The sequence below is a fragment of the Salisediminibacterium halotolerans genome, assembly GCF_003814815.1.
Taxonomy (GTDB): domain Bacteria; phylum Bacillota; class Bacilli; order Bacillales; family Salisediminibacteriaceae; genus Salisediminibacterium; species Salisediminibacterium halotolerans.
Genome location: NZ_RKQQ01000005.1, coordinates 1 through 22,995 on the forward strand (window position 1 = coordinate 1; position 22,995 = coordinate 22,995).

The 22,995-nt window shown below is 48.3% G+C and carries 22 protein-coding genes and 2 other annotated features (1 of these 24 only partly in view); all 22 genes read left to right on the forward strand.

Annotated elements, in window-relative coordinates; all coding sequences use genetic code 11:
* The first annotated feature begins 630 nt into the window (after positions 1-630).
* Positions 631-1,104 (forward strand): CtsR family transcriptional regulator, encoded by a 474-nt coding sequence (locus tag EDD67_RS09540; protein ID WP_121439855.1) that lies wholly within the window; start codon positions 631-633, stop codon positions 1,102-1,104.
* A 20-nt stretch (positions 1,105-1,124) separates the two neighbouring features.
* Positions 1,125-1,673: a protein-arginine kinase activator protein McsA gene (mcsA, locus tag EDD67_RS09545; RefSeq protein ID WP_121439856.1), complete on the forward strand. Its 549-nt coding sequence runs from the start codon at positions 1,125-1,127 to the stop codon at positions 1,671-1,673.
* 2 nt (positions 1,674-1,675) lie between these two features.
* Entirely contained in the window at positions 1,676-2,755 is a 1,080-nt protein-coding gene (gene mcsB, locus EDD67_RS09550; protein ID WP_121439857.1) for a protein-arginine kinase McsB, read from the forward strand.
* A 20-nt stretch (positions 2,756-2,775) separates the two neighbouring features.
* On the forward strand, positions 2,776-5,244 hold the full coding sequence (gene clpC, locus EDD67_RS09555; protein WP_093073200.1) for an ATP-dependent protease ATP-binding subunit ClpC: 2,469 nt from the start codon (positions 2,776-2,778) through the stop codon (positions 5,242-5,244).
* 101 nt (positions 5,245-5,345) lie between these two features.
* Positions 5,346-8,522 carry an MMPL family transporter gene (locus tag EDD67_RS09560; RefSeq protein WP_121439858.1) on the forward strand — a complete coding sequence of 1,059 codons (3,177 nt, stop codon included), beginning with the start codon at positions 5,346-5,348 and terminating at the stop codon, positions 8,520-8,522.
* A gap of 68 nt (positions 8,523-8,590) precedes the next feature.
* Positions 8,591-10,003 (forward strand): DNA repair protein RadA, encoded by a 1,413-nt coding sequence (radA, locus tag EDD67_RS09565; protein WP_121439859.1) that lies wholly within the window; start codon positions 8,591-8,593, stop codon positions 10,001-10,003.
* Complete coding sequence (gene disA, locus EDD67_RS09570; RefSeq protein WP_093073197.1) at positions 9,978-11,060, forward strand: DNA integrity scanning diadenylate cyclase DisA; 1,083 nt, start codon at positions 9,978-9,980, stop codon at positions 11,058-11,060. Before radA ends, disA begins: the two co-directional genes overlap by 26 nt.
* 185 nt (positions 11,061-11,245) lie before the next feature.
* Positions 11,246-12,352 carry a PIN/TRAM domain-containing protein gene (locus EDD67_RS09575; RefSeq protein WP_121439860.1) on the forward strand — a complete coding sequence of 369 codons (1,107 nt, stop codon included), beginning with the start codon at positions 11,246-11,248 and terminating at the stop codon, positions 12,350-12,352.
* 40 nt (positions 12,353-12,392) lie between these two features.
* Positions 12,393-13,085, forward strand: coding sequence for a 2-C-methyl-D-erythritol 4-phosphate cytidylyltransferase (gene ispD, locus EDD67_RS09580; protein WP_121439861.1), 693 nt, complete (start codon positions 12,393-12,395; stop codon positions 13,083-13,085).
* A 2-nt stretch (positions 13,086-13,087) separates the two neighbouring features.
* Complete coding sequence (gene ispF / locus EDD67_RS09585; RefSeq protein WP_121439862.1) at positions 13,088-13,567, forward strand: 2-C-methyl-D-erythritol 2,4-cyclodiphosphate synthase; 480 nt, start codon at positions 13,088-13,090, stop codon at positions 13,565-13,567.
* Between the two features lie 30 nt (positions 13,568-13,597).
* Positions 13,598-15,067 carry a glutamate--tRNA ligase gene (gene gltX / locus EDD67_RS09590; protein WP_121439863.1) on the forward strand — a complete coding sequence of 490 codons (1,470 nt, stop codon included), beginning with the start codon at positions 13,598-13,600 and terminating at the stop codon, positions 15,065-15,067.
* A 2-nt stretch (positions 15,068-15,069) separates the two neighbouring features.
* Positions 15,070-15,308, forward strand: a binding site (T-box leader).
* 78 nt (positions 15,309-15,386) lie between these two features.
* Positions 15,387-16,091: a serine O-acetyltransferase gene (cysE, locus tag EDD67_RS09595; RefSeq protein WP_147123478.1), complete on the forward strand. Its 705-nt coding sequence runs from the start codon at positions 15,387-15,389 to the stop codon at positions 16,089-16,091.
* A complete protein-coding gene (cysS, locus tag EDD67_RS09600; RefSeq protein WP_121439865.1) occupies positions 16,072-17,478 on the forward strand; it encodes a cysteine--tRNA ligase in 1,407 nt (468 codons plus the stop codon). The genes cysE and cysS overlap by 20 nt, the downstream gene beginning before the upstream one ends.
* Positions 17,475-17,894 carry a Mini-ribonuclease 3 gene (locus EDD67_RS09605; RefSeq protein ID WP_121439866.1) on the forward strand — a complete coding sequence of 140 codons (420 nt, stop codon included), beginning with the start codon at positions 17,475-17,477 and terminating at the stop codon, positions 17,892-17,894. Before cysS ends, EDD67_RS09605 begins: the two co-directional genes overlap by 4 nt.
* A complete protein-coding gene (gene rlmB / locus EDD67_RS09610; RefSeq protein ID WP_121439867.1) occupies positions 17,894-18,646 on the forward strand; it encodes a 23S rRNA (guanosine(2251)-2'-O)-methyltransferase RlmB in 753 nt (250 codons plus the stop codon). Before EDD67_RS09605 ends, rlmB begins: the two co-directional genes overlap by 1 nt.
* A 1-nt stretch (position 18,647) precedes the next feature.
* A complete protein-coding gene (locus tag EDD67_RS09615) occupies positions 18,648-19,157 on the forward strand; it encodes an NYN domain-containing protein (RefSeq protein ID WP_121439868.1) in 510 nt (169 codons plus the stop codon).
* Positions 19,158-19,400: 243 nt separating this feature from the next.
* A complete protein-coding gene (gene sigH / locus EDD67_RS09620; RefSeq protein WP_371859262.1) occupies positions 19,401-20,051 on the forward strand; it encodes an RNA polymerase sporulation sigma factor SigH in 651 nt (216 codons plus the stop codon).
* Between the two features lie 411 nt (positions 20,052-20,462).
* The gene (gene rpmG / locus EDD67_RS09625; RefSeq protein WP_093073186.1) at positions 20,463-20,612 is read left to right on the forward strand and encodes a 50S ribosomal protein L33; all 150 of its coding nucleotides are present in this window, start codon (positions 20,463-20,465) and stop codon (positions 20,610-20,612) included.
* A 16-nt stretch (positions 20,613-20,628) separates the two neighbouring features.
* Positions 20,629-20,829, forward strand: a complete 201-nt coding sequence (gene secE, locus EDD67_RS09630; protein ID WP_093073185.1) for a preprotein translocase subunit SecE — start codon at positions 20,629-20,631, stop codon at positions 20,827-20,829.
* Positions 20,830-20,889: 60 nt separating this feature from the next.
* Positions 20,890-21,426 carry a transcription termination/antitermination protein NusG gene (gene nusG, locus EDD67_RS09635; protein WP_093073184.1) on the forward strand — a complete coding sequence of 179 codons (537 nt, stop codon included), beginning with the start codon at positions 20,890-20,892 and terminating at the stop codon, positions 21,424-21,426.
* Between the two features lie 168 nt (positions 21,427-21,594).
* Positions 21,595-22,020: a 50S ribosomal protein L11 gene (gene rplK / locus EDD67_RS09640; RefSeq protein ID WP_143057145.1), complete on the forward strand. Its 426-nt coding sequence runs from the start codon at positions 21,595-21,597 to the stop codon at positions 22,018-22,020.
* Positions 22,021-22,142: 122 nt separating this feature from the next.
* Entirely contained in the window at positions 22,143-22,838 is a 696-nt protein-coding gene (gene rplA / locus EDD67_RS09645; RefSeq protein ID WP_093073182.1) for a 50S ribosomal protein L1, read from the forward strand.
* Between the two features lie 38 nt (positions 22,839-22,876).
* Positions 22,877-22,995: a sequence feature (ribosomal protein L10 leader region), on the forward strand; it runs 17 nt beyond the window's last position.

Sequence of the window (22,995 nt, forward strand, 5' to 3'; positions counted from 1 at the left end):
CAGCGCCGATGATAGTCGGGGGCTCTCCCCCTGTGAAAGTAGGACGTCGCTGGGCATTTCAACGAAGGCATTCTCGTAATGAGGATGCCTTTTTTTGATGATAAAGTCATGACATCGATCGATGTCCTACTTTGAATCGAGTGTTTTCATAATAAAGGAAGCCGCGCATCCACTCCTCCGACGCCTCCGGGAAAGCAGGCGACGAAGATCCGTATTCGGCGGTCTGATACCGCCGAATACTAGCTGAGTCCTTGCCCGGGGCAAGCGGAGGGTAGCGGCTGCGCGGCTTACGTCAAAATAATAATTTGTCTACAATCTGAGGTATTCTCTTATAAGGATGCCTTTTTTTTGATGGCGAAAACCGACAACCGTTAAACGGCCGGCAGGTAAGTTCTAAACGGTTGATATGCAGGAAAATAATCTCACTGAAGCAAATAAGCATCCTAAGTGTTAAATGAAGATTGAATATGAAATGAACGTGGTAAAGAAGGAAACGAAGATTTTCCGTTCGAGCGTTAAAATTAAATCTTTGCATTTATCCGGTCTTTCGTTATATTATGTTCATATAGTCAAAAATAGTCAAAGTCAAGTCGTAAAGACATGAAAGACGTGAAAAAGGAGGGGGTCGGAGTGCGGAATATTTCGGATGTGATTGAACATTACTTAAAACATATCATTGAATCGAGCAACGAGGAATTGATCGAAGTGAAAAGAAGCGAGCTTGCTGAACAATTCGACTGTGTGCCGTCACAAATTAATTATGTGATTAGAACTCGGTTCACGGTGGAAAAGGGTTATATGGTTGAAAGCAAACGCGGAGGCGGAGGCTATATCCGAATTATTAAGGTCACGCCGGATAATTATCTTGACCTTTATGACCAGCTGATTGAATTGACTTCGGGACAAATTTCGCAAACAGCGGCCCTCAATATTATCGAACGTTTGTATAATGAAGAAGCTCTTACAAAAAGGGAAGCGAATCTTATGCAAAGTGTGATTGACCGGGAGGTTTTGAATGTTAAACTTCCGTACCGTGATGTTTTGCGTGCGGAGATCATGAAAGCGATGCTGACAACACTTAAATATAAAGAGATGAATGAATGAGCTAAAAGGAGGCGGTGATAATGCTTTGTCAAGAATGTAATGAGCATCCGGCCACCCTTCATTTTACAAAAATCGTAAACGGGGAAAAAATTGAATATCATATTTGCGAAACGTGCGCAAAAGAAAAAGGGGAACATATCCCGGGATCGAACAGCTTCTCGATACACCAACTGCTGTCAGGGCTGTTAGATATGGAACCTTCGTTAAAAGGAGTGAAACAATCTTCAGCTGAAACAGGCAAAAAAGCTGAAGAGCCGTTAAGCTGTCCGCATTGCGGATTGACATACGCACAGTTTGCCGAAATGGGTCGCTTCGGCTGCGCGCGATGCTACGAAGCTTTTGACAGTAAATTGGACTCGATTTTTCGGCGAATTCACGGCGGAAATGATACGCATTTAGGCAAAATTCCCAAGCGGGGCGGTCAAGATTTACACGTATATCGGGAAATTGAGCAGCTTCGTGAACAGATGAAAAAGCAAATCGAAGAAGAAGAATTTGAAAAAGCAGCCGAAGTGCGCGATAAAATCCGTTCGCTGCAGGAACAGCTTGAGCGAAAGGGGGCTGAATAGCGGTGACACTTGAAGCATTTATTTCAGAAGCGGTCAGTCCCTGGATGAAAAACGAGGGACCGGAATCTGACATCGTGATCAGCAGCCGTGTTCGGCTTGCGAGGAACCTGGTGAATATCCCTTTTCCGATTGCGAATGATTATGAGCATTTAAATGATATTGTCACAAACATGGAGTCGAACTACAGCGGAAAAAAAGCTGGTCCGTTTCCTGATTTAGAATTGTTTCGAATGGCTGACATGCAAAGCAATGAAAAACATGTCCTGGTTGAAAAACACTTAATCAGTCCAAGTTTAGCCAATGAATCTGAAGCAGGGGCGGTTCTTCTCAACCCGGACGAATCACTGAGCGTTATGGTCAATGAAGAAGATCACTTTCGCATTCAGTGTTTGCTTTCAGGCTTTCAGCTGGATGAAACCTTTGCCAATGCGAACAGAATGGATGACTGGCTGGAAGAGAAGTTGGATTTTGCCTTTGATGAAAAGCGCGGTTATTTGACGAGCTGCCCAACCAATGTCGGCACAGGATTGCGTTCATCAGTGATGATGCATTTGCCTGCTCTCGTCATGACCAACAAGCTAAACCAGATTTTACCGGCGATTAATCAGCTGGGACTCGTCGTTCGCGGGATCTACGGCGAAGGCAGCGAAGCGCTCGGCAATCTTTTTCAAATCTCGAACCAGACTACGCTTGGAAAATCGGAAGAAGATATTATTGCAGATTTGAAAAGTGTCGTAACACAGCTCGTTCAGCATGAACGTCAAGCTCGCGAGACATTGCTGCAGCAATCAAAAATGTATCTGGAAGACAAGGTGTACCGTTCTTACGGGATTTTGGCTTTCAGCCGCAGAATCGAGTCAAAGGAAGCGATGCAGCGGCTCTCGGATGTTCGTCTCGGTATTGATCTTGAGATGGTTTCCGGCTTGGACGGCAAAATTTTAAATGAATTAATGGTCTTGACTCAACCCGGTTTTTTGCAGCAGTATGCAGGAAAACAGCTGCAGGCGGAAGAAAGAAATGAAAGACGGGCAAAAATTATTCGCGAAAGATTGGCATTAGAAGAAAATAAATTAGACAGATAATAATTTTGGAGGTGCAAAACATGATGTTTGGTCGATTTACTGAACGGGCGCAAAAAGTGCTCGCATTAGCACAGGAAGAAGCTGGCCGGCTTGGCCACAGCAATATCGGAACAGAACACATTTTGCTAGGATTGGTCAGTGAAGGTGAAGGGATTGCTGCGAAAGCATTGACGGCGCTTGGTCTTGGTTCGGAAAAGATTACCGAAGAGGTGGAAAACTTAATCGGCAAAGGTGAAGATCAAGCGAAGCAAATTCATTACACTCCGCGGGCGAAAAAAGTGATTGAACTGTCGATGGATGAGGCGCGTAAACTCGGTCATTCCTACGTCGGCACCGAACATATTTTGCTCGGCCTTATCCGTGAAGGAGAAGGCGTCGCTGCCCGCGTATTAAACAACCTGGGAGTGAGCCTTAACAAAGCGAGGCAGCAAGTATTGCAACTTCTCGGCAACAGTGAGAACAGCAACGGTCAGCAACAGGCTGCCGGTCAGGGCGGGGCGCCAGCGAATACACCGACACTGGACGGATTGGCCCGTGACTTGACAGCGATTGCGAAAGAAGGTCAAATTGATCCGGTGATCGGGCGTTCCGAAGAAATTGAACGCGTTATCCAAATTTTGAGCCGAAGAACCAAAAATAATCCGGTCTTAATCGGTGAACCGGGTGTCGGTAAAACGGCGATTTCTGAAGGTCTCGCCCAGCAAATTATCGATAACGAAGTTCCGGAAATCCTCCGCAACAAACGCGTGATGACCCTGGATATGGGAACGGTTGTCGCCGGCACGAAATACCGCGGCGAATTTGAAGACCGCTTGAAAAAAGTGATGGAAGAAATCCGTCAGGCGGGCAATATTATTCTCTTTATCGACGAGCTTCACACCTTGATCGGCGCCGGCGGAGCAGAGGGTGCCATCGATGCGTCGAATATCCTTAAGCCGTCGCTCGCCCGCGGAGAACTGCAGTGTATCGGAGCAACGACGATGGATGAATACCGCAAATATATTGAAAAAGACGCGGCACTTGAACGGCGTTTTCAGCCGATCCAAGTTGAGGAGCCGACGATTGAAGAATCAACACAAATTCTCAGCGGTTTGCGCGACCGCTATGAGGCGCATCACCGCGTCACGATTACGGATGATGCAATTGATGCTGCCGTTCGTTTGTCAGACCGCTACATTTCAGACCGCTTTTTGCCGGACAAAGCGATTGACCTGATTGATGAAGCCGGCTCGAAAGTGCGTTTAAGCTCGTATACGGCCCCGCCGAATTTAAAGGAGAAAGAGCAGGAGCTAGAAGAACTGCGCAAAGAAAAAGATGCCTCCGTGCAAAGTCAAGAGTTCGAAAAAGCAGCTTCGCTCCGGGATAAAGAGCAAAAGCTTCGCGACGAACTGGAAACGATGAAAAATGAGTGGAAAGAAAAACAAGGGCAAGAAAGCTCTGAAGTAACGAGAGAAGATATCGCTCAAGTTGTCGCAACTTGGACCGGCGTGCCTGTAAGCAAAATTGCCGAGGAAGAAACCGATCGGCTTCTGCGAATGGAGGAGATTTTACACAACCGTGTCATTGGACAAGACGAAGCTGTCTCGGCTGTTTCGAAAGCGATCCGCCGCGCGCGTGCTGGACTTAAAGACCCTAAACGTCCGATCGGAAGCTTTATCTTCTTAGGTCCGACCGGCGTCGGGAAAACCGAACTGGCCCGAGCCGTAGCAGAATCGCTTTTCGGTGATGAAGAATCGATTATTCGCATCGACATGTCTGAATTTATGGAAAAGCATACAACGAGCCGTCTTGTCGGTTCGCCTCCTGGTTACGTCGGACATGAAGAAGGCGGCCAGCTGACCGAAAAAGTTCGGCGCAAGCCTTACTCCGTCATTTTGCTTGATGAAATCGAGAAGGCGCACCCTGAAGTGTTCAATATCTTGCTGCAAGTCTTGGAAGACGGATTTTTGACAGATTCGAAAGGACGGCGCGTTGACTTCCGCAACACAGCTGTCATCATGACTTCAAACGTTGGAGCGCAAGCGCTGAAGCAGGAGAAAAACCTCGGCTTTACGGCACACCGCTCGGATGAAAAATATCAAGATATGAAAGGCAAAGTCATGGGCGAACTGAAGAAGAGCTTCCGTCCAGAATTCCTTAACCGTATCGATGAAATCATTGTTTTCCACTCTTTAGAAAAAGATCATATCAAACAAATTGTTTCTTTGATGGCGCAGCAGCTACAAAACCGGCTCAAAGAGCAAGAGATTTCGTTTGAACTGTCCGAAGAAGCGAAAAATAAAATTGCCGATGAAGGGTTCGACCCTGAATACGGTGCCCGCCCGCTGCGCCGCGCATTGCAAAAAGAAGTGGAAGACCGGCTGTCGGAAGAGGTATTGCGCGAGACGATTCAAAAAGGCGAGACCGTTCTGCTTGATGTTGTCGACGGAGAATTTACCGTTACGAAAAAAGGCGAGCAGGAAGAAACAGAAGAAGAAAAAACACAATGATTTTTATGGGACCGCTCGCGGGCGGTCCTTTTTTCATTTATTGGCGTGAGTGCGTTATAATGTAATAACAACTGTAACAAAGTGCGGAAAGGATTTTGATCATGGGGCGGCGCCGCTGGTTGTTTAAATTGAACAGAAAGCATCTGCTGTACATATTGCCGCTTCTATGGCTCTTAGCCGCGGTGTCCGCGTTTATTTATGCGCCGGATATCGACCGGTTTGTCCGCGAAGAGGGCCAAGAGGAAGCGCCGGATGATTATCCGTCTTCGATGGTTGATCCATTGATTGACGAAGACGGCGGATTTACCGGTTCAGAGGTTATTGTTGTGTACGACGAGCCTGGCGGTTTTACCGCGGAACAACTGGAGCAAATCGAGGATCGGCTGGTGGAATTAGAAACGTCTCCCGGCAATTTGCCGTTACACGATACGCTGACCCCGTTTGACGGCGAAGATGAAGAAGACCGTCTTTACGCCGATGATGAAGGTGTGCTTTTGGCCGTTTTGCAGCTGGATATGCCGGCGAGCGACTATGAACTGATCCGCGACGAACTTGAAGAAATAGTCAGTGTCACGGGAGTCAACCATTATGAAACCGGTGAACCGGTTATCAATGAAGATGTCATCGTGACGACCGAAGAAGGACTGGAAACATCGACGTACATTACCGTTGCGCTCGTTTTCCTCGTGCTGTTAACCGTATTTCGCTCCTTTCTTGCGCCGTTTGTCCCGCTGATCATTTTAGCTTCTGTCTATTTATTTTCGATTGCCGTCGTGTCTTCATTGATCGGCGCGTTTAATTTTCCCGTCTCCAATTTCACGCAAATTTTTGTGTTAGCCGTCGTTTTCGGCGTCGGCACCGATTACTGCTTATTGATTTTAAAAAGGTTTCAAGAAGAGCTGAAAAGCGGTGATTCGTCCTACGACGCGATGCTGCGGACGATGAAAGGATCGCGGGCGACGGTATTTTACAGCGCCTTTACCGGTTTTATCGGGTTTGCAGCGATCGGACTGGCGGAATTTGACTTGTATCAATCCGCTTCTGCCGTGGCGATCAGCCTTGTAGTCATGGTGGGCGCAATTTGGCTGATGATGCCGGCTGTTTTATCCTTAACCGGCAAGCGCCTTTTCTGGCCGTCAAAGGTAGAGAAACAAGAAACAGACAATGCGTTTTGGGGAAAACTCGGGTCGTTTGCCCTTAATAAAACCGGTTTTTCCCTCCTCGTGATCATCGTGCTTCTTCTCCCGCTGCTGCTAGTTTATGATGATGACCGTTCGTTTGATTCCGTCGATGAAATTCAGGGTGATTATGATTCGGTCACAGGCTATGAACGGATAAATGAAGTGTTCGGCGAAGGAGAAATCTTTGCTTCGACCTTGATTATCGAAGCGCCGAATCCTTCGTGGGATGAGCCGGAGCGTATTGCGCATCTGGAATTTTTAACGAAAAACCTCGAGAGAATTGAAGGCGTCGATACGGTCCGGGGGCTGCACCGCCCGCAGGGAGAACTGGAAGACGAATTTACGGTTCCGTATACGGCAGACAGCTTAGCCGGCGGTCTTGATGAGGCAGAGGAAGGATTACTCGAGATTGCCGACGGTTTAGACGAAGCTGTGACAGAAATTGAAGCAAGCGAAGAGGAAATTGATGAGGCGGAGCAAGGCTTGACCGAACTGATTCAAGGAACAGACGAAGCGATTGCAGGCGCTTCTGATATCGAAGAAGGGATCAGTGAAACCGAAGCGGGTCTTCGCGAGATACAAACCGAGGTCGGCGCCGCGTCGGAGGAAATTTCGAATTATGAAGAAGACGTCCGGGCGGCTGAAAACGAAGTGAATGAAGAGCTCGAAAATGCCCGTCAAGCGCAGCGGGAAGCGGAAGCTGCCGTTACTGAAATCGAAGAGCAAATTGACTCGTTCCTTGCCGAAATAGACGAAGCATTCGCGGATCTCAGCGAGCGGACGGAAGATCTTGAGCGTCAAATCGAGGAGCTTCCGGTTTCTGCGGCGGAGATTGAAGAGGCGACAGGAATAGCGGTTAAAGACGAATTGCCTGATATTCCGGAGCTGGATATTGACCCGGCAGCGGAAGTAGAAGCGGCAGCTGCGGAGGCTTTGCCGGAAGATCCGCTGCCGGATGTCGCGCTTCCCGACCCGTCGCCTTATTTCAATACAGTTTATGCCGAATTAGATCAAGCTGCAGCACAAGCCGGAGCGCTCGAAACAGGGATTGGTGAAGCGGCGGATGCCTTGGGCGAGATCGAAGCCGGAGCAGCTGAACTGCAGACCGGTTTGAGTGAAATCCGCAGCGGTCTTGTTGAGTTTGAAGCCGGTCTTGAAGAGGTCCGTTCAGCCGCAGCCGAGCTGACCGACGGGCTGACCGAAGCAAAAGAAGGCGTCGAGGAGACTGCTGAAGGGTTGACCGATATCGAAGACGTTTTAACAGAAATCGCCTCGCAGCAAGAGCATCCGCTCGAAGGATTTTTTATTCCTGAGCAGGCTCTTGAAGAAGAAGGTTTTGCCGAAGCGTTTAACACGTATGCGACACCGGAATCAAAACAGTTCACGTTTATTGACGTTTTGCTTGATGCCGACCCTTACAGCCGGGAGGCGATGGGCATCCTTGATGAAGTGGAAGAAGTGACACACTTTTCTTTCCGCGAGACGCCGATGGAAGATTCGGCAATGGCGATTGACGGTGTGACGAGTGTGAACCGCGACTTGCGCGATGTTTCCAACCAGGACTTTATGACGACTGCGGCTGTCATGCTGACGGGGATTTTTCTCGCACTGATGGTATTGCTTCGCTCATTGGTTATGCCGGTTTATGTGCTGATCTCGCTGGTGGCGACGTACTTTGGCGCGGCAGCCGTGACCGAAATCATTTTCACCGATATCATGGGCTATCCCGGCATCATGTGGCCGGTGCCGTTCTTTGGCTTTGTCTTATTGATGGCGCTCGGTGTTGACTACTCGATTTTTCTTTTAGGCAGATTCAGCGAACTTTATGATCCGAAAGATCCGGACTCGGCCCGGGCAACGATTCATTTAGCGATGAAACGCATCGGCGGCACGGTGCTCTCGGCAGCGCTTATTCTCGGCGGGACATTCGCCTCGATGCTCCCTTCCGGCGTTTTGAGCTTGATGCAGATCAGCACCTTAACGATCACCGGACTGTTTTTTTACACCGTCGTGCTGCTTCCGCTCTTTGTCCCGGCGTGCATGAAAATGTTCGGGCGTTACAATTGGTGGCCATTTCATCAGCGCAATTCCCGCTGAATGTCCATAGCGGGCCTCGACCGTGTTAAAATAAAAGAAATGAACTGCGACAATGGAGGACAGAACCGATGGCGAAGCGAAAAACGAAATTTGTTTGTCAGGAATGCGGCTATGAAACGACAAAGTGGCTCGGGAAATGTCCCGGCTGTCAGTCGTGGAACAGCTTGGTTGAAGAATTGGAAGCGCCTGCGCCCGGCAGCGCAAAACACCGGACGTTTCAATCAGGAGCGGAAGCCGCGAAAACGAAACCGCAGGCGATTACAGAGATAGAACGAAAAGAAGACCCCCGCATGTCGACCTACATCGGCGAACTGAACCGGGTGTTAGGCGGCGGGATTGTGCCCGGCTCGCTCGTTTTGGTCGGCGGCGATCCGGGTATTGGGAAGTCAACGCTATTGCTGCAGCTGTCAGCGACATTATCGGAACATCATCAGCGCGTGCTGTACATTTCCGGCGAAGAATCGATGAAGCAAACGAAACTGCGGGCAGACCGCCTCGGTTTAGGCAATAACGAACTGTATGTTTTAGCGGAAACGGATGTCGAACAAATCGAACAGGCGATCGATCATTTGGCCCCGTCGCTCGTCGTGATTGATTCGATTCAAACGGTGCACCTGGAACACGTAACGAGTGCGCCGGGCAGTGTATCGCAAGTGCGTGAATCGACATCGAGCTTTATGCGTATAGCCAAAGCGAAAGGGATTGCGGTATTTATCGTCGGCCACGTCACGAAACAAGGAGCGATCGCCGGGCCTCGGATTTTAGAGCACATGGTTGATTGCGTGCTTTACTTCGAAGGGGAGCGGCACCATACGTACCGGATTTTGCGCGCCGTGAAAAACCGTTTCGGCTCAACGAATGAGATCGGCATATTTGAAATGGCAGAGTCCGGTCTCGAAGAAGTGCTGAACCCTTCGGAAATATTTTTAGAAGAGCGCGCACAAGGAGCATCAGGCTCAGCGGTCGTCGCTTCGATGGAAGGCACGCGCCCGGTGCTGGTGGAAATTCAGTCGCTCGTCTCGCCGACAAGTTTCGGTAATCCGCGCCGGATGGCCACCGGGATCGATCATAACAGGATATCGCTAGTTATCGCGGTGTTGGAAAAACGCATCGGCATGTTAATGCAAAACCATGATGCTTATGTGAAAGTATCCGGCGGTGTCCGCTTGGATGAGCCGTCCGTCGACTTGTCAATTGCCGTAGCGATCGCTTCCAGTTTTCGCGATTCTCCGTCCGATCCGCGGGATGTCATTATCGGCGAGGTGGGACTGACCGGCGAAGTGCGCCGGGTGACGCGAATTGACCAGCGTGTCAACGAAGCTGCTAAACTCGGATTTCAGCGTGTTATTTTGCCGGCGAAAAATATCGGCGGCTGGAACGTGCCCGACGGGATTGAGATGATCGGTGTCAATAATGTCAACGAAGCACTGGACGCAACGTTAGGAGGAATGACAAGTGGATCACCAAAATTCGAACTATGATCAGCAGTTTGTCAGCCGGGTGCTGCGGTTTGTCTCGCCTGGAACCCCGCTTAGAGAAGGGATCGATAACGTCTTGCGCGCCAACACCGGCGGTTTGATCGTTCTCGGTTACAATGCGGAGATGATGAACATTGTTAACGGCGGGTTTTTCATCAATTGCAATTTTTCACCGGCGTATTTATATGAGCTTGCGAAAATGGACGGGGCGATCATCTTAAGCGAAGATGCAAGCCGGATTTTGTATGCGAACACGCAGCTTGTGCCGGACAATGACATCGAATCAACGGAAACAGGGATTCGTCACCGGACTGCTCAGCGCGTGGCGAGGCAGACGGGAAATTTAGTGATTTCGATTTCGCAGCGGCGCAATGTCATCACCCTCTATCAAGGCGACTACCGCTATGCGTTAAAAGATATCGGTGTGATCTTAACGAAGGCGAACCAAGCGATTCAGACGCTGGAAAAATATAAATCGGTTCTTGATCAAAGCATTACGAACCTTGGCGCGCTCGAATTCGAGGAGCTCGTAACATTTCAGGATGTCTCGCAAGTCATGCACCGTGTGGAGATGGTTCTGCGAATCAAAAGCGAGATCAAAAATTACGTCAATGAACTCGGCGATGAAGGCCGGCTCATTTCAATGCAGCTGGAAGAACTCGTTTCCAATACTGAAAAAGAAGCGCTCGATTTAATTAAAGATTATCAGGACGGAAAAATGGAAGATCCGCGTGTTGTCCTCAGCCGTCTTCAGCGGTTATCAAGTGACGACCTGCTCGATGATCAAGTGGTTGTCAAGCTGCTCGGTTATCCCCGCATTTCAAATTTGCACGAGTACTCTCTTGAGCCGCGCGGGTACCGAATATTGAATAAGATCCCGCGCATTCCTCCGCGCGTTGTCGAGAATCTCGTCGGTTCCTATCATTCCCTCCAGCAGATTATGCGTGCAGAAATCGCTGAGCTGGATGAAGTTGACGGGATCGGTGAAGTCAGAGCGCGTAAAATTAAAGAGGGCTTAAGCCGAATTCAAGAACAGTTATTCATTGACCGACATATTTAAAAGGATACCGGCGAAAGACCTTGACGGAGAATGTGAATAAAGATATAATGGCACGTTTATAGAATTGACACACATACAATGCGATGGTAAAGTTTGACTATCAAACATGTAATAATTTGTGAATTTGCCTAGAGATGAATCAAAACGGTCCAGTCTTTCGTACAATGGTGAAAGGAGGTGACACGATGCTGCGACGTATCGTTCAATTAGTGATTTTGTTTACCGGCGGAACGTTAGGGTATCTTTTTATTCCTGACCTCGTCGTGTATCTCAGCGGCGGAAATTTGCCGCACATTCTTGTCAACAGCTATACAGGAGCTATCTTAGGTGCACTTATATTTTATTTATCTCTTCATTTTACTGTCGATCCGCTCGTACGTTTAGTTAACAATGTTGAGGACCGGCTGATTAAATTTCCGGTGACCGATTTGATTTTCGGCACATTAGGGCTCGGTGTCGGTTTGCTGCTCGCGTTTTTGATCAGCATGGGCATAAGCAGTGTTGAAATTCCGGTATTAAGCGGGATTTTACCGCTCGTTTTAACGATGCTGCTCGGTTATCTCGGTTTTCAAGTCGGATTTAAGAAACGCGACGAAATAATGGCGTTAATCCCATCGTCCAAACAGGCCGGGCGTAAAACCGGCGGTACAGAGGACGAAGATCCTGTAAATAAAGGCACAAAAGGATCATTAAAAATCCTTGATACGAGCGTTATTATTGACGGCCGTATTGCTGATATTTGTCAATCGGGATTTATGGAAGGGACGCTTTTAATTCCTGAATTTGTTTTGGAAGAGCTTCAGCATATTGCCGATTCTTCGGACGTTTTAAAGCGGAATCGCGGCCGCCGCGGCTTGGACATTCTAAACCGAATTCAAAAAGAACTGCCGATTAATGTCGAGATTTATGACGGAGATTTTGAAGATATTCACGAAGTGGACTCCAAACTCGTTAAGCTGGCGAAGCTGCTCGACGGGTATGTTGTAACGAACGATTTTAATTTAAACAAAGTCTGTGATTTGCAAGGCGTTGATGTGCTCAATATTAACGATCTTGCCAATGCAGTCAAACCGGTTGTTCTTCCCGGCGAGGAAATGCCTGTGCAAGTTATCAAGGACGGCAAGGAACAAAATCAGGGTGTCGCCTATTTGGATGACGGCACGATGATCGTTGTTGAAGACGGCCGCGGATATATCGGCGACACAGTCGAAGTCGTCGTGACGAGTGTGCTGCAAACATCTGCCGGACGAATGATTTTTGCCAAACCGAAACCGATGGAAAAAGCGCAATAAAATGGCTTTAAGTTAACCAATTTGAAAAGGAACGGTTGCAATGAAACCTTATTATGTCGTTATTCCTGCTGCCGGTTACGGCTCACGAATGAAAGCGGGAAAAAATAAACAATTTATTACGATTGAAGGGGTTCCCCTCCTGATTCACACACTCCGTGTGTTTCAGGAGGATTCTCTATGTGAAGGTATCGTTCTTGCTGTGAATGAAGCGGAACGAGACGAAATGCGTAAAATGACAGCTGATGCCGGCATCACAAAAGTGATCGGTATTGTGCCCGGCGGCCGCGAACGGCAGCAGAGTGTGTTCGAAGGTCTTAAAGCACTTTCAGGCAATCCGGTCGTGCTTATTCATGACGGAGCCCGTCCGTTCATCCGCACCGAAACGCTCCGCCGTCTGATTGAAGCGGTCGATAAAGATGTCGGCGCAGTTGCGGGTGTACCGGTAAAAGATACAGTAAAGGAAGCCATTATGGGCAGCGTAAAGAAGACACTGGACCGATCATTACTTTGGCTGATTCAAACCCCCCAGGCGTTTTACTTGGAAGACATCCGAAGCGCGCACAAATTGGCTGAAGATGACAATCATCCCGCGACAGACGATGCCAGCCTGTTTGAATATGCGGGAAAAACGGTGAAAGTGGTTGAAGGTACATACGAAAACATTAAAGTGACAACACCGGAAGATTTGATGTTTGCGGAAGCAATTATCCGCAAACGGGAAGAGGAGAGATGACGATGCGTGTCGGACAAGGGTTTGACGTTCACCAACTGCAAGAAGGCCGTCCGCTCATTCTTGGCGGGATTACGATTCCGCACAGCAAAGGATTAACGGGCCACTCGGATGCTGATGTACTTTTGCATACGATCGCGGATGCGGTGCTCGGAGCTTTGGCAGAAGGCGACATCGGCAAGCATTTTCCCGATACAGATCCTGCCTATCAAAACGCCGATTCAGCCGAACTGTTAACACACGTTTGGTCTTTAGCCCGCGAGCGCGGCTATAAATTAGGCAATGCGGATTGTACAATCATGGCGGAAAAACCGAAGATGGCTCCGTTTATCAGTGCGATGCGCGAACGGATTGCGGAGCTTTTGCAAACGGATATCATAAACGTCAATGTGAAAGCGACAACGACGGAGAAATTAGGATTTGCCGGCCGGGAGGAAGGCATAGCAGCGCAAGCTGTGGTATTATTAACGGAGAATTCAGACTGAAAATATTATCGAAATGGCAGGTGTTTTACTGTGAGTGATCAAGTACGAGTGCGCTTTGCGCCGAGTCCGACCGGACATTTGCATATCGGCGGCGCCCGTTCGGCTCTGTTTAATTATTTATTTGCACGAAATCAAAACGGGTCATTTATCGTTCGGATTGAAGATACAGATGCAGCGAGAAATGTCGATACCGCGACGGAAAAGCTGCTGGAAAGCTTAAAATGGCTCGGTATTGACTGGGATGAGAGCGTTGATACCGGCGGGGATTACGGTCCGTACAAAAGCATGGACCGGCTGGATATTTACCGGAAATATGTCGATCAGCTTTTAGCCGAAGGCAAAGCTTATCACTGCTATATGACACAAGAAGAATTAGAAAAAGAGCGCGAAGAACAGCGCGCACGCGGAGAAACACCGATGTACAGCGGGCGCGACCGGAATTTAACTGACGAACAAAAGCAAGCATACGAAGCGGAAGGACGCAAGCCGGTTGTAAGGTTTGTTGTCCCGGCCGGCGAAGAGATTATTGTTGATGACGAAGTGCGCGGACAAGTATCGTTTGAATCTGACGGAATCGGCGACTTTGTTATCGTTCGGCAAGACGGGATTCCGACGTATAATTTCGCTGTCGTTATCGATGATTATTTGATGGAAATTTCGCACGTCATTCGCGGAGAAGAACACCTTTCGAATGCGCCGAGACAAGTGCTGCTTTATCAGGCTTTTGGCTGGAAAACACCGAAATTCGCGCACGCTTCGCTGATTTTGAACGAAGAACGGCAAAAAATGAGCAAACGTGAAGAATCGATTATTCAATTTATCGAACAGTACCGCGAACTCGGCTATATGCCGGAAGCGGTCGTTAACTTTATCGCGCTGCTTGGCTGGTCGCCGGGCGGCGAACAAGAACTGCTCTCGATGGATGAATTGATTGAGCAATTTGAACTCGGCCGGGTCATTAAAGCTCCTGCTGTGTTCGATACGGCAAAAATGGCTTGGATGAATAACCAATATATGAAAGAAGCTGACGATGACCGTGTCGTTTGGCTTGCGCTGCCTCATCTAAAAAAAGCCGACCGTTTGCCGGAGTTTATGTCCGAACAGCAAAAACAGTGGGCATACGAACTGATCGTGCTTCATAAAGAGAAGATGACGTGCGGAGCGGATATCGTTGAGTTGACAGATCTCTTTTTTCATGATGAAATTCAATATAACAGTGAAGCGCAGGAAGTTCTGGCTGAAGAGCAAGTTCCCGAGGTGTTGCAGAGCTTTGCCGAGCAGCTCCGCCTGATCGATTCATTTGAAGCGGACGCGGTCAAACAAGCGATGAAGGCCGTTCAAAAAGAGACTGGATACAAAGGCAAACAGCTCTTTATGCCGATCCGCGTCGCGGTGTCCGGACAAAAACACGGGCCGGATTTGCCGAAAATGATTTCTTTGTTAGGCCGGGAGACAGTGTCTGACCGCATTACGGCTCTTCTAAAGGATGACGACAGCTAAATAACCAGACGCAGATAAGGATAAGTAAACAGCGAGGCTTTTTTATAGAGAGGGCTCCCGCGGCTGAAAGGAACCTACTGAGCAGCTGTTGAAATGCCCCTTGGAGTCACTCGACTGAAATCCGCAGACCGGAGAGTAGGAAGAGCGGGATAAAGGCCGTTATCCTTTCAAAAGCGAAACGCAGAGCAAAATTACGGCTGCGTTTAAACAGAGTGGAACCGCGTTTATGAACGTCTCTGTGTCATCACGGCACAGGGGCGTTTTTTTATTTATACAGGTGTTGATGAAAAAAATTGTGAAAAGAGAGGAGGGTGCCCGGTTGTTACAAACATTAAAAAACGACGTCGATGTCGTTTTAGATCAGGATCCGGCGGCACGCAACCGATTTGAAGTGATGGTCAATTACGCAGGTGTCCATGCGATATGGAGTCACCGTTTAGCTCATTGGCTATGGAATAAGAAGTTTTATTTCATTGCCCGGTATATTTCGCAAGTCAGCCGTTTTTTTACCGGGATTGAAATCCATCCGGGGGCAAAAATCGGCCAGCGGCTGTTTATTGATCACGGCATGGGCATTGTCATCGGGGAAACGTGCGAAATCGGCAATAACGTGTCGCTCTTTCAAGGTGTCACGTTAGGCGGTACCGGCAAAGAAAAAGGGAAGCGCCATCCGACGATTGAAGACGATGTTTTGATTGCGACCGGAGCGAAAATTCTCGGATCGATGACGATCGGGCAAGGATCCCGCATCGGAGCGGGTTCAGTCGTGTTAAAAGAAGTTCCGCCGAATGCCACGGTTGTCGGCATTCCCGGCAAAGTCGTCGTTCAGGACGGGGTCAAAGTTGAAGGAAGCCTTGACCATCATAAGCTCCCCGATCCGATTCAAGATAAATTCAAAGAGCTGGAAGCTGAAATTGAGGCATTAAAAGCGGAAGTATCGCAGCTGCGCGGCAGTGTTGCGAATGAGGCAACGCAAACGGAAGACAAGAAGGAGGAGTCATCTCGTGACGATTCAGCTTTATAATACACTGACACGGCAAAAAGAACGGTTTGAACCGATTGAAGAAGGTAAAGTGAAAATGTATGTGTGCGGACCGACGGTGTATAATTATATTCACATCGGCAACGCGCGTCCGGCCGTCGTTTTTGATATGGTCCGGCGCTATCTGGAATACCGCGGTTATGACGTTCATTATGTATCAAACTTCACGGATGTCGATGACAAAATTATCAAATCAGCGGAAGAGTTAGATCAAGATGTGATGGCCGTTGCAGAGAGGTTTATCGATGCGTATTACGAAGATACGGAAGCGCTCGGCGTCAAAAAAGCGGATGAACATCCGCGTGTAACGGATACGATGCCGGAGATCATCGCCTTTATTGAACGCTTGGTTGCCAAAGGGTACGCCTATGAATCCGACGGCGACGTCTATTTTCGCACGCGTAAATTTGAAAACTACGGGCAGCTGTCACATCAGTCGATCGATGATTTGCAGGCCGGAGCGCGCATTCAAGTCGGTGAAAAGAAAGAAGATCCGCTTGATTTTGTCTTGTGGAAAAAGGCAAAAGACAATGAAATTGCGTGGGAAAGTCCGTGGGGCAACGGTCGGCCCGGCTGGCATATCGAATGCTCGGCGATGGTCAAAAAACACTTAGGTGAAACGATCGATATTCATGCCGGCGGGCAAGACCTTTCTTTTCCGCATCACGAAAACGAAATAGCCCAATCGGAAGCTCTGAATGAAAAAAAGATGGCCAATTACTGGATTCACAACGGCTATATCAATATCGACAATGAGAAGATGTCCAAATCGCTGGATAACTTCATTCTTGTCCATGACATTATAAAACAGTACGACCCGGAAATTGTCCGCTTTTTCATCGTTAATGCTCATTACCGCAGTCCGATTAACTTCAGTGATGAGCAGCTGAATGCCGCCGGGAAAGCTCTTGAGCGGATCCGCACGACGTATCAGAATACGGCGCACCGCCTCGCGGAATCGGCGGACCTCGGCAGCGATGCAGACAGCTGGAAAGAGAAAATCATATCCCACCGCGAACGCTTTATCGAAGCGATGGACGACGACTTTAACAGCGCGAATGCCGTCGCTGTAATGTTTGATCTTGTTAAAACGGCGAATTTATATCTGGAAGAAAAACAGACCGCAAAGTCCGTTTTGCAATCATTTTTGGACGAATTTGACGATATGGCGTTCGTCCTCGGCATTAAAGTGAAAGAGGAAGAAGAGCTGCTCGATGAAGAGATTGAACAGCTGATCGAAGAACGGGTTGAAGCGCGAAAAAACCGTCATTTTCAACGGGCGGACGAAATTCGTGATCTGTTGAAAGAAAAAGGGATTGTCTTAGAGGATACACCGCAAGGCACGCGCTGGAAAAGAGGGGACGTATGAAACTCAATGAACCGATTGAGGAACCGAAACAGCTGAATCCGCTCGCGCTGGCATATATGGGTGATGCTGTATTAGATATGTATGTGCGTTACCGGCTGCTGGCGCGGGGAAATGTTCGGCCGAATAAACTGCATAAAGCGGCGACCTCTTATGTGTCGGCTAAAGCGCAGGCATATGTGCTGCAAACGCTCGTGGATAATCTTGAGCTGACAGAAGAAGAAGCCGCTGTCGCGAGGCGCGGGCGAAATGCCAAATCCGGAACCGTGCCGAAAAATACAAATCAGCAAACATATCATTTAAGCACGGCTTATGAAGCTTTAATAGGGTATTTATACGTGACAGAAGGCCGTGAGCGGATGGAAGAGCTGATTGCCCGCAGCTTTGAACTGATTGAGGAGCGAAAGGAGGTTAAGTAATGGCTTCAGAAGATTATATTGCCGGAAAGAACCCTGTTATCGAGGCGTTAAAAGGCGAGCAGACCGTGCACAAAGTTTGGGTGGCCGAAGGATCGCAGCGCGGACAAATGAACGAGGTTGTCAAGCTGGCGAAAAGTGCTTCCGTTCAATTGCAGTTTGTGCCGAAAAAGAAGCTTGATCAGCTTTATGACAGCACGAACCATCAAGGCGTTGTCGCCCAAGTTGCCGCGTTTAAATATGCCAATCTGGATGCATTGTTTCTAGAAGCGGACAAACACGGAGAAGAACCTTTCTTTTTGCTGCTGGATGAAATTGAAGATCCGCATAACCTCGGAGCAATCTTGCGAACGGCTGATGCTGCCGGTGTGCACGGGGTGATCATTCCGAAGCGCCGAGCAGCCGGATTAACGTCCACGGTAGCAAAAGCCTCCGCAGGCGCCGTTTCACATGTTCCGGTCGCGCGTGTGACGAATTTAGCCCGCACGATGGAAGAACTGAAAAATCGCGGACTTTGGTTTGCCGGTACAGATGCAGACGCACCGGCCGATTACCGCGATCTCGACGCAGCAATGCCGATATGCCTTGTGATCGGGAGTGAAGGCAAAGGATTAAGCCGTTTAGTAAAAGAAAAATGTGATTTTCTTATCCGCCTGCCGCTTAAAGGGCATGTAACATCGCTGAACGCCTCGGTCGCAGCGAGTCTGCTCATGTACGAGGTGCTTCGCAAGCGTCCGGAACAGGAGCGGAAGTAGTATGCGCCGTATACTGCTTGTAGATGGTTATAATATCATCGGTGACTGGCCCGAATTAAAAGAACTGCAGCAAGCTGACCTTGAAGGCGCCCGTGACATGCTGATTGAGCGGCTGGCAGAGTACCAGGCTTATACAGGAACCGAAGTGATGGTCATTTTTGATGCGCATATGGTGCCGGGCCTCGGTAAAAAATACCGCAACTTTGCGATTGAAATCATCTATACCCGTGAAAAAGAAACCGCGGATGAACGAATTGAGAAGCTCGTCAACGATCTGAAAAGAGTCGATAAACAAATTTATGTGGCCACGTCCGATTTTGTTGAACAGCGGGTGATTTTTGCCAGCGGTGCGTATCGAAAATCAGCGCGCGAACTGCGGACGGAAATGGAACAAATCGAAGAGCATATTTCCAAAGATGTTGAGCAGTCGAATAAACAAAAGGCGCGGACGCGTCTGCCGATAGCGAAAGAAGTAGCTGAACGGCTTGAACAGATGAGGCGCCGCAAATGACAGATATTGACGTGCCGCTGTTCGTTTCGGTATAATAGCGTTACAGAAACCGTTAACAATTCAATTTAGCAACCGAAAAGCAATATGAAACGCCGGCTTTAAAAGAAGGGCAGCAAAACCTGCTGTTTCGTGGTGAGAAGCCGGCCTTTTCTATAAATTATGTTTTTCACCTGTCCGGAAATTGAAACATACACGCTTGTTTCCAGATGGAGAAAACGACAGGTCGGAGGGATGGTTGTGGCTTTGAACCTCATCGAACATCAACGGCAAACGCAGTTTAAAGGCGCGGAGGATGAAGAGTTGGTTCAGTACGCGCGGAACGGTGATACGTCTGCTCTTGAATTTTTGATCACGAAATACAAAAACTTTGTACGGGCAAAGGCACGCTCGTATTTTCTGATCGGAGCGGACCATGAAGATATCGTTCAAGAAGGGATGATCGGTCTTTACAAAGCAATCCGTGATTTTCAAGGCGGCAAAAAAGCGTCTTTCCGCGCATTTGCAGAGCTGTGTATTACCCGGCAAATTATTACGGCGATCAAGACGGCGACACGGCAAAAGCACATTCCCCTCAACTCCTACGTATCGCTTGATAAACCGATTTATGATGAAGAATCAGAGCGGACCTTGCTGGATGTGATTGTTGGCAACAGCGAACTCGAACCGGAGCATCTGCTCATTAACCAAGAAGAATATAACGATGTGCAAACAACGATGGAAGAGCTTTTATCGGATTTAGAACAAAAAGCGTTGATGCTTTACTTAGAAGGGCGCACGTATCAAGAAATGTCCGATGAGCTGAACCGGCATGTGAAATCGATCGATAATGCCTTGCAGCGGGTCAAGCGAAAACTCGAGGACCGTGAAGAAATCAAGTCGGTGAAACTTCCGTGAAAAGCAGGCTGCGCCTGCTTTCAGATTGTAAACAAATTATTATTTTGACGTAAGCCACGAAGCCACTGCCCTCCGCTTGCCCCGGGCAAGGACTCAGCTAGGATTCGCCGGCATGAGGCCGCCGAATCCGGATCTTCGTCTCTTGCTTTCCCGGAGGCGTCGGAGGAGTGGATGCGCGGCTTCCTTTATTATGCATACACTCGATTCAAAGAAGGATGCGTCGTCATCCGTTCCTTTTAATATGACATCGATCGAATTCATGACTTTGTCAACGCTCTAAAGCAGGCGCAGCCTGCTTTTTTCTTTTTGTGACAGGGATTTTCCGGCAATCAGATCTGATTGACACATGCCGCACGACTGTGGTACTTTGATTTAGTATGTATAGAGCGTAAGGTGCAGAGGAGAATAGACATGCCGCAAAAAATTGCCCTTGCCTGCGAACGGTGTCATGCAAGAAATTATTCGACGGTTAAAACCGCTGCAGCGAACGCTGAACGGTTAGCAATAAAAAAGTACTGCAAAACTTGCGGGCAGCATAGCGTGCATCGGGAAACAAAGTAAGCCGGAGGTGGAACGAATGGCAGAAGAATCATCGAAAAAAAAGCCGATACAGTTTTTAAAAGACGTAGCGGCCGAGATGAAACGGGTCACATGGCCGACACGCCGTGAATTAAGCCGTTATACCGTCGTTGTTGTATTGACAGTGGCGTTTATAGCAGTTTTCTTCGCCATCAGTGATCTGGGCATTTCAACAGTCATCGACTTGATCACAAATTAAGAAGAACCGGAAAAAATTGCTCGATTTAGAGGAGGGAAGGACGGAAGCGTCCTGATCAACATGGATAAAAATTTTTATGTAGTACACACATACTCCGGATATGAAAACAAAGTAAAAGTAAACTTGGAAAAGCGCGTGGAATCGATGGGAATGACCGATAAAATTTTCCGTGTTTTTGTGCCGGTAGAAGAAGAAACAGAAATGAAAAACGGAAAATTGAAACAAGTTACGAAAAAAACCTTCCCGGGCTACGTAATTGTCGAAATGGTCATGACCGATGATTCTTGGTATGTTGTTCGCAATACTCCTGGCGTGACCGGCTTTGTCGGCTCTACAGGCGCGGGTTCGAAGCCGACGCCCCTTCTTCCTGATGAAGTTGATGCGCTGCTCAGGCAAATGGGTGTCAAAGAACCGAAACACGAAGTTGAATTCGAATTGAAAGAATCGGTGAAAGTGAAAGAAGGGCCGTTCGCTGATTTCATCGGTTCGGTCGAGGATATTTTTGCGGAAAAACGCAAGCTGAAAGTACACGTGAATATGTTCGGCCGGGAAACGCCGGTAGAACTCGAATTTCATCAAGTAGAAAAAATTCAATAATCGTAAAAAAACCGCTTGTCAATGACTTGACTAAGTGATAAAATTTGAATGTTGTTAATGGACGTGAGCGAAATGTTCACGTTTTTTCCTGCACAAAGCAGGTTTTATGAGTGGGAGAGCATGTGTATGCTCGATGTACCACATCACGGACTTAAGGAGGTGTGTCGCGTGGCTAAAAAGGTCATTAAAGTAGTTAAACTTCAAATCCCTGCTGGTAAAGCGAATCCGGCACCGCCGGTCGGACCGGCGCTCGGTCAAGCTGGTATTAATATCATGGGATTTTGTAAAGAATTTAACGCTCAAACGCAGGAGCAGACAGGTCTGATCATTCCGGTTGAAATCACTGTTTATGAAGACCGTTCTTTTACATTTATCACGAAAACTCCGCCGGCTCCGGTATTGCTGATGAAAGCTGCTGGAATCGAAGGTGGATCGGGTGAGCCGAACCGCAACAAAGTTGCGACGGTGAAGCGTGATCAAGTAAAAGAAATCGCGGAAACAAAAATGCCAGACCTAAACGCAGCGAACGTTGAAGCAGCGATGCGCATGGTAGAGGGTACAGCCCGAAGCATGGGTATCACGATCGAAGACTAATTTGCATGTGTATGTAATGAAGGTTGCGAACAAGGACGGTCTCCTTGCCTGTTGAAATCAGGGTCGCAACCTTTATTAGTGGGAGGTCTAACCGCTAAAACCACAATAAGGAGGAACCAACATTGGCAAAAAGAGGTAAAAAGTACGAAGATACGGTCAAGCAAATTGACCGTGATAAAGTATATGCAGCAAAAGATGCAATTCAAACCGTGCGCGACGCGTCAATCGCAAACTTCGATGAGACAGTGGAAGTAGCATTGCGCCTCGGCATTGACCCGAAGAAAGCAGATCAGCAGCTGCGCGGAGCGATGGTTCTGCCGCACGGAACCGGTAAAACCCAGCGCGTTCTTGTGTTTGCAAAAGGCGAGAAAGCGACAGAAGCTGAAAACGCCGGCGCTGACTTTGTCGGAGAAGAAGATCTGATCAATAAAGTGACGCAAGGATGGCTCGACTTTGATGTTGTTGTTGCAACGCCGGACATGATGGCGCAAGTCGGTAAGCTCGGACGCGTGCTTGGACCAAAAGGTCTGATGCCGAACCCGAAAACCGGCACAGTAACATTTGAAGTAGAAAAAGCTGTTCAAGATATTAAAGCAGGTAAAGTAGAGTACCGCGTTGACAAGTCCGGTAACGTACACGCGCCGATCGGCAAGCTCTCATTTGAGGATGAGAAACTCGTTGAAAACTTCAACGCGCTTGTTGATACGCTCGTGAAAGCAAAGCCGGCTGCAGCGAAAGGAACTTACTTGAAGAATGTTTCCGTTACGTCCACGATGGGACCAGGAATCAAAGTAGACGTATCAGGATTTAAACTGTAAGTTGACTTCTCTTGCGGGACGGGTTATACTCGTATCCGTGAATCAAATACGCCGTACCGTAGACAGCAGGTGCCGCATGGCTTAATGTCCTGCCGAGGTAGTTTATCGCCCCGAAGTTATTTCGGCCGATTCTGCCTCCATGTCTATATGCATGGGG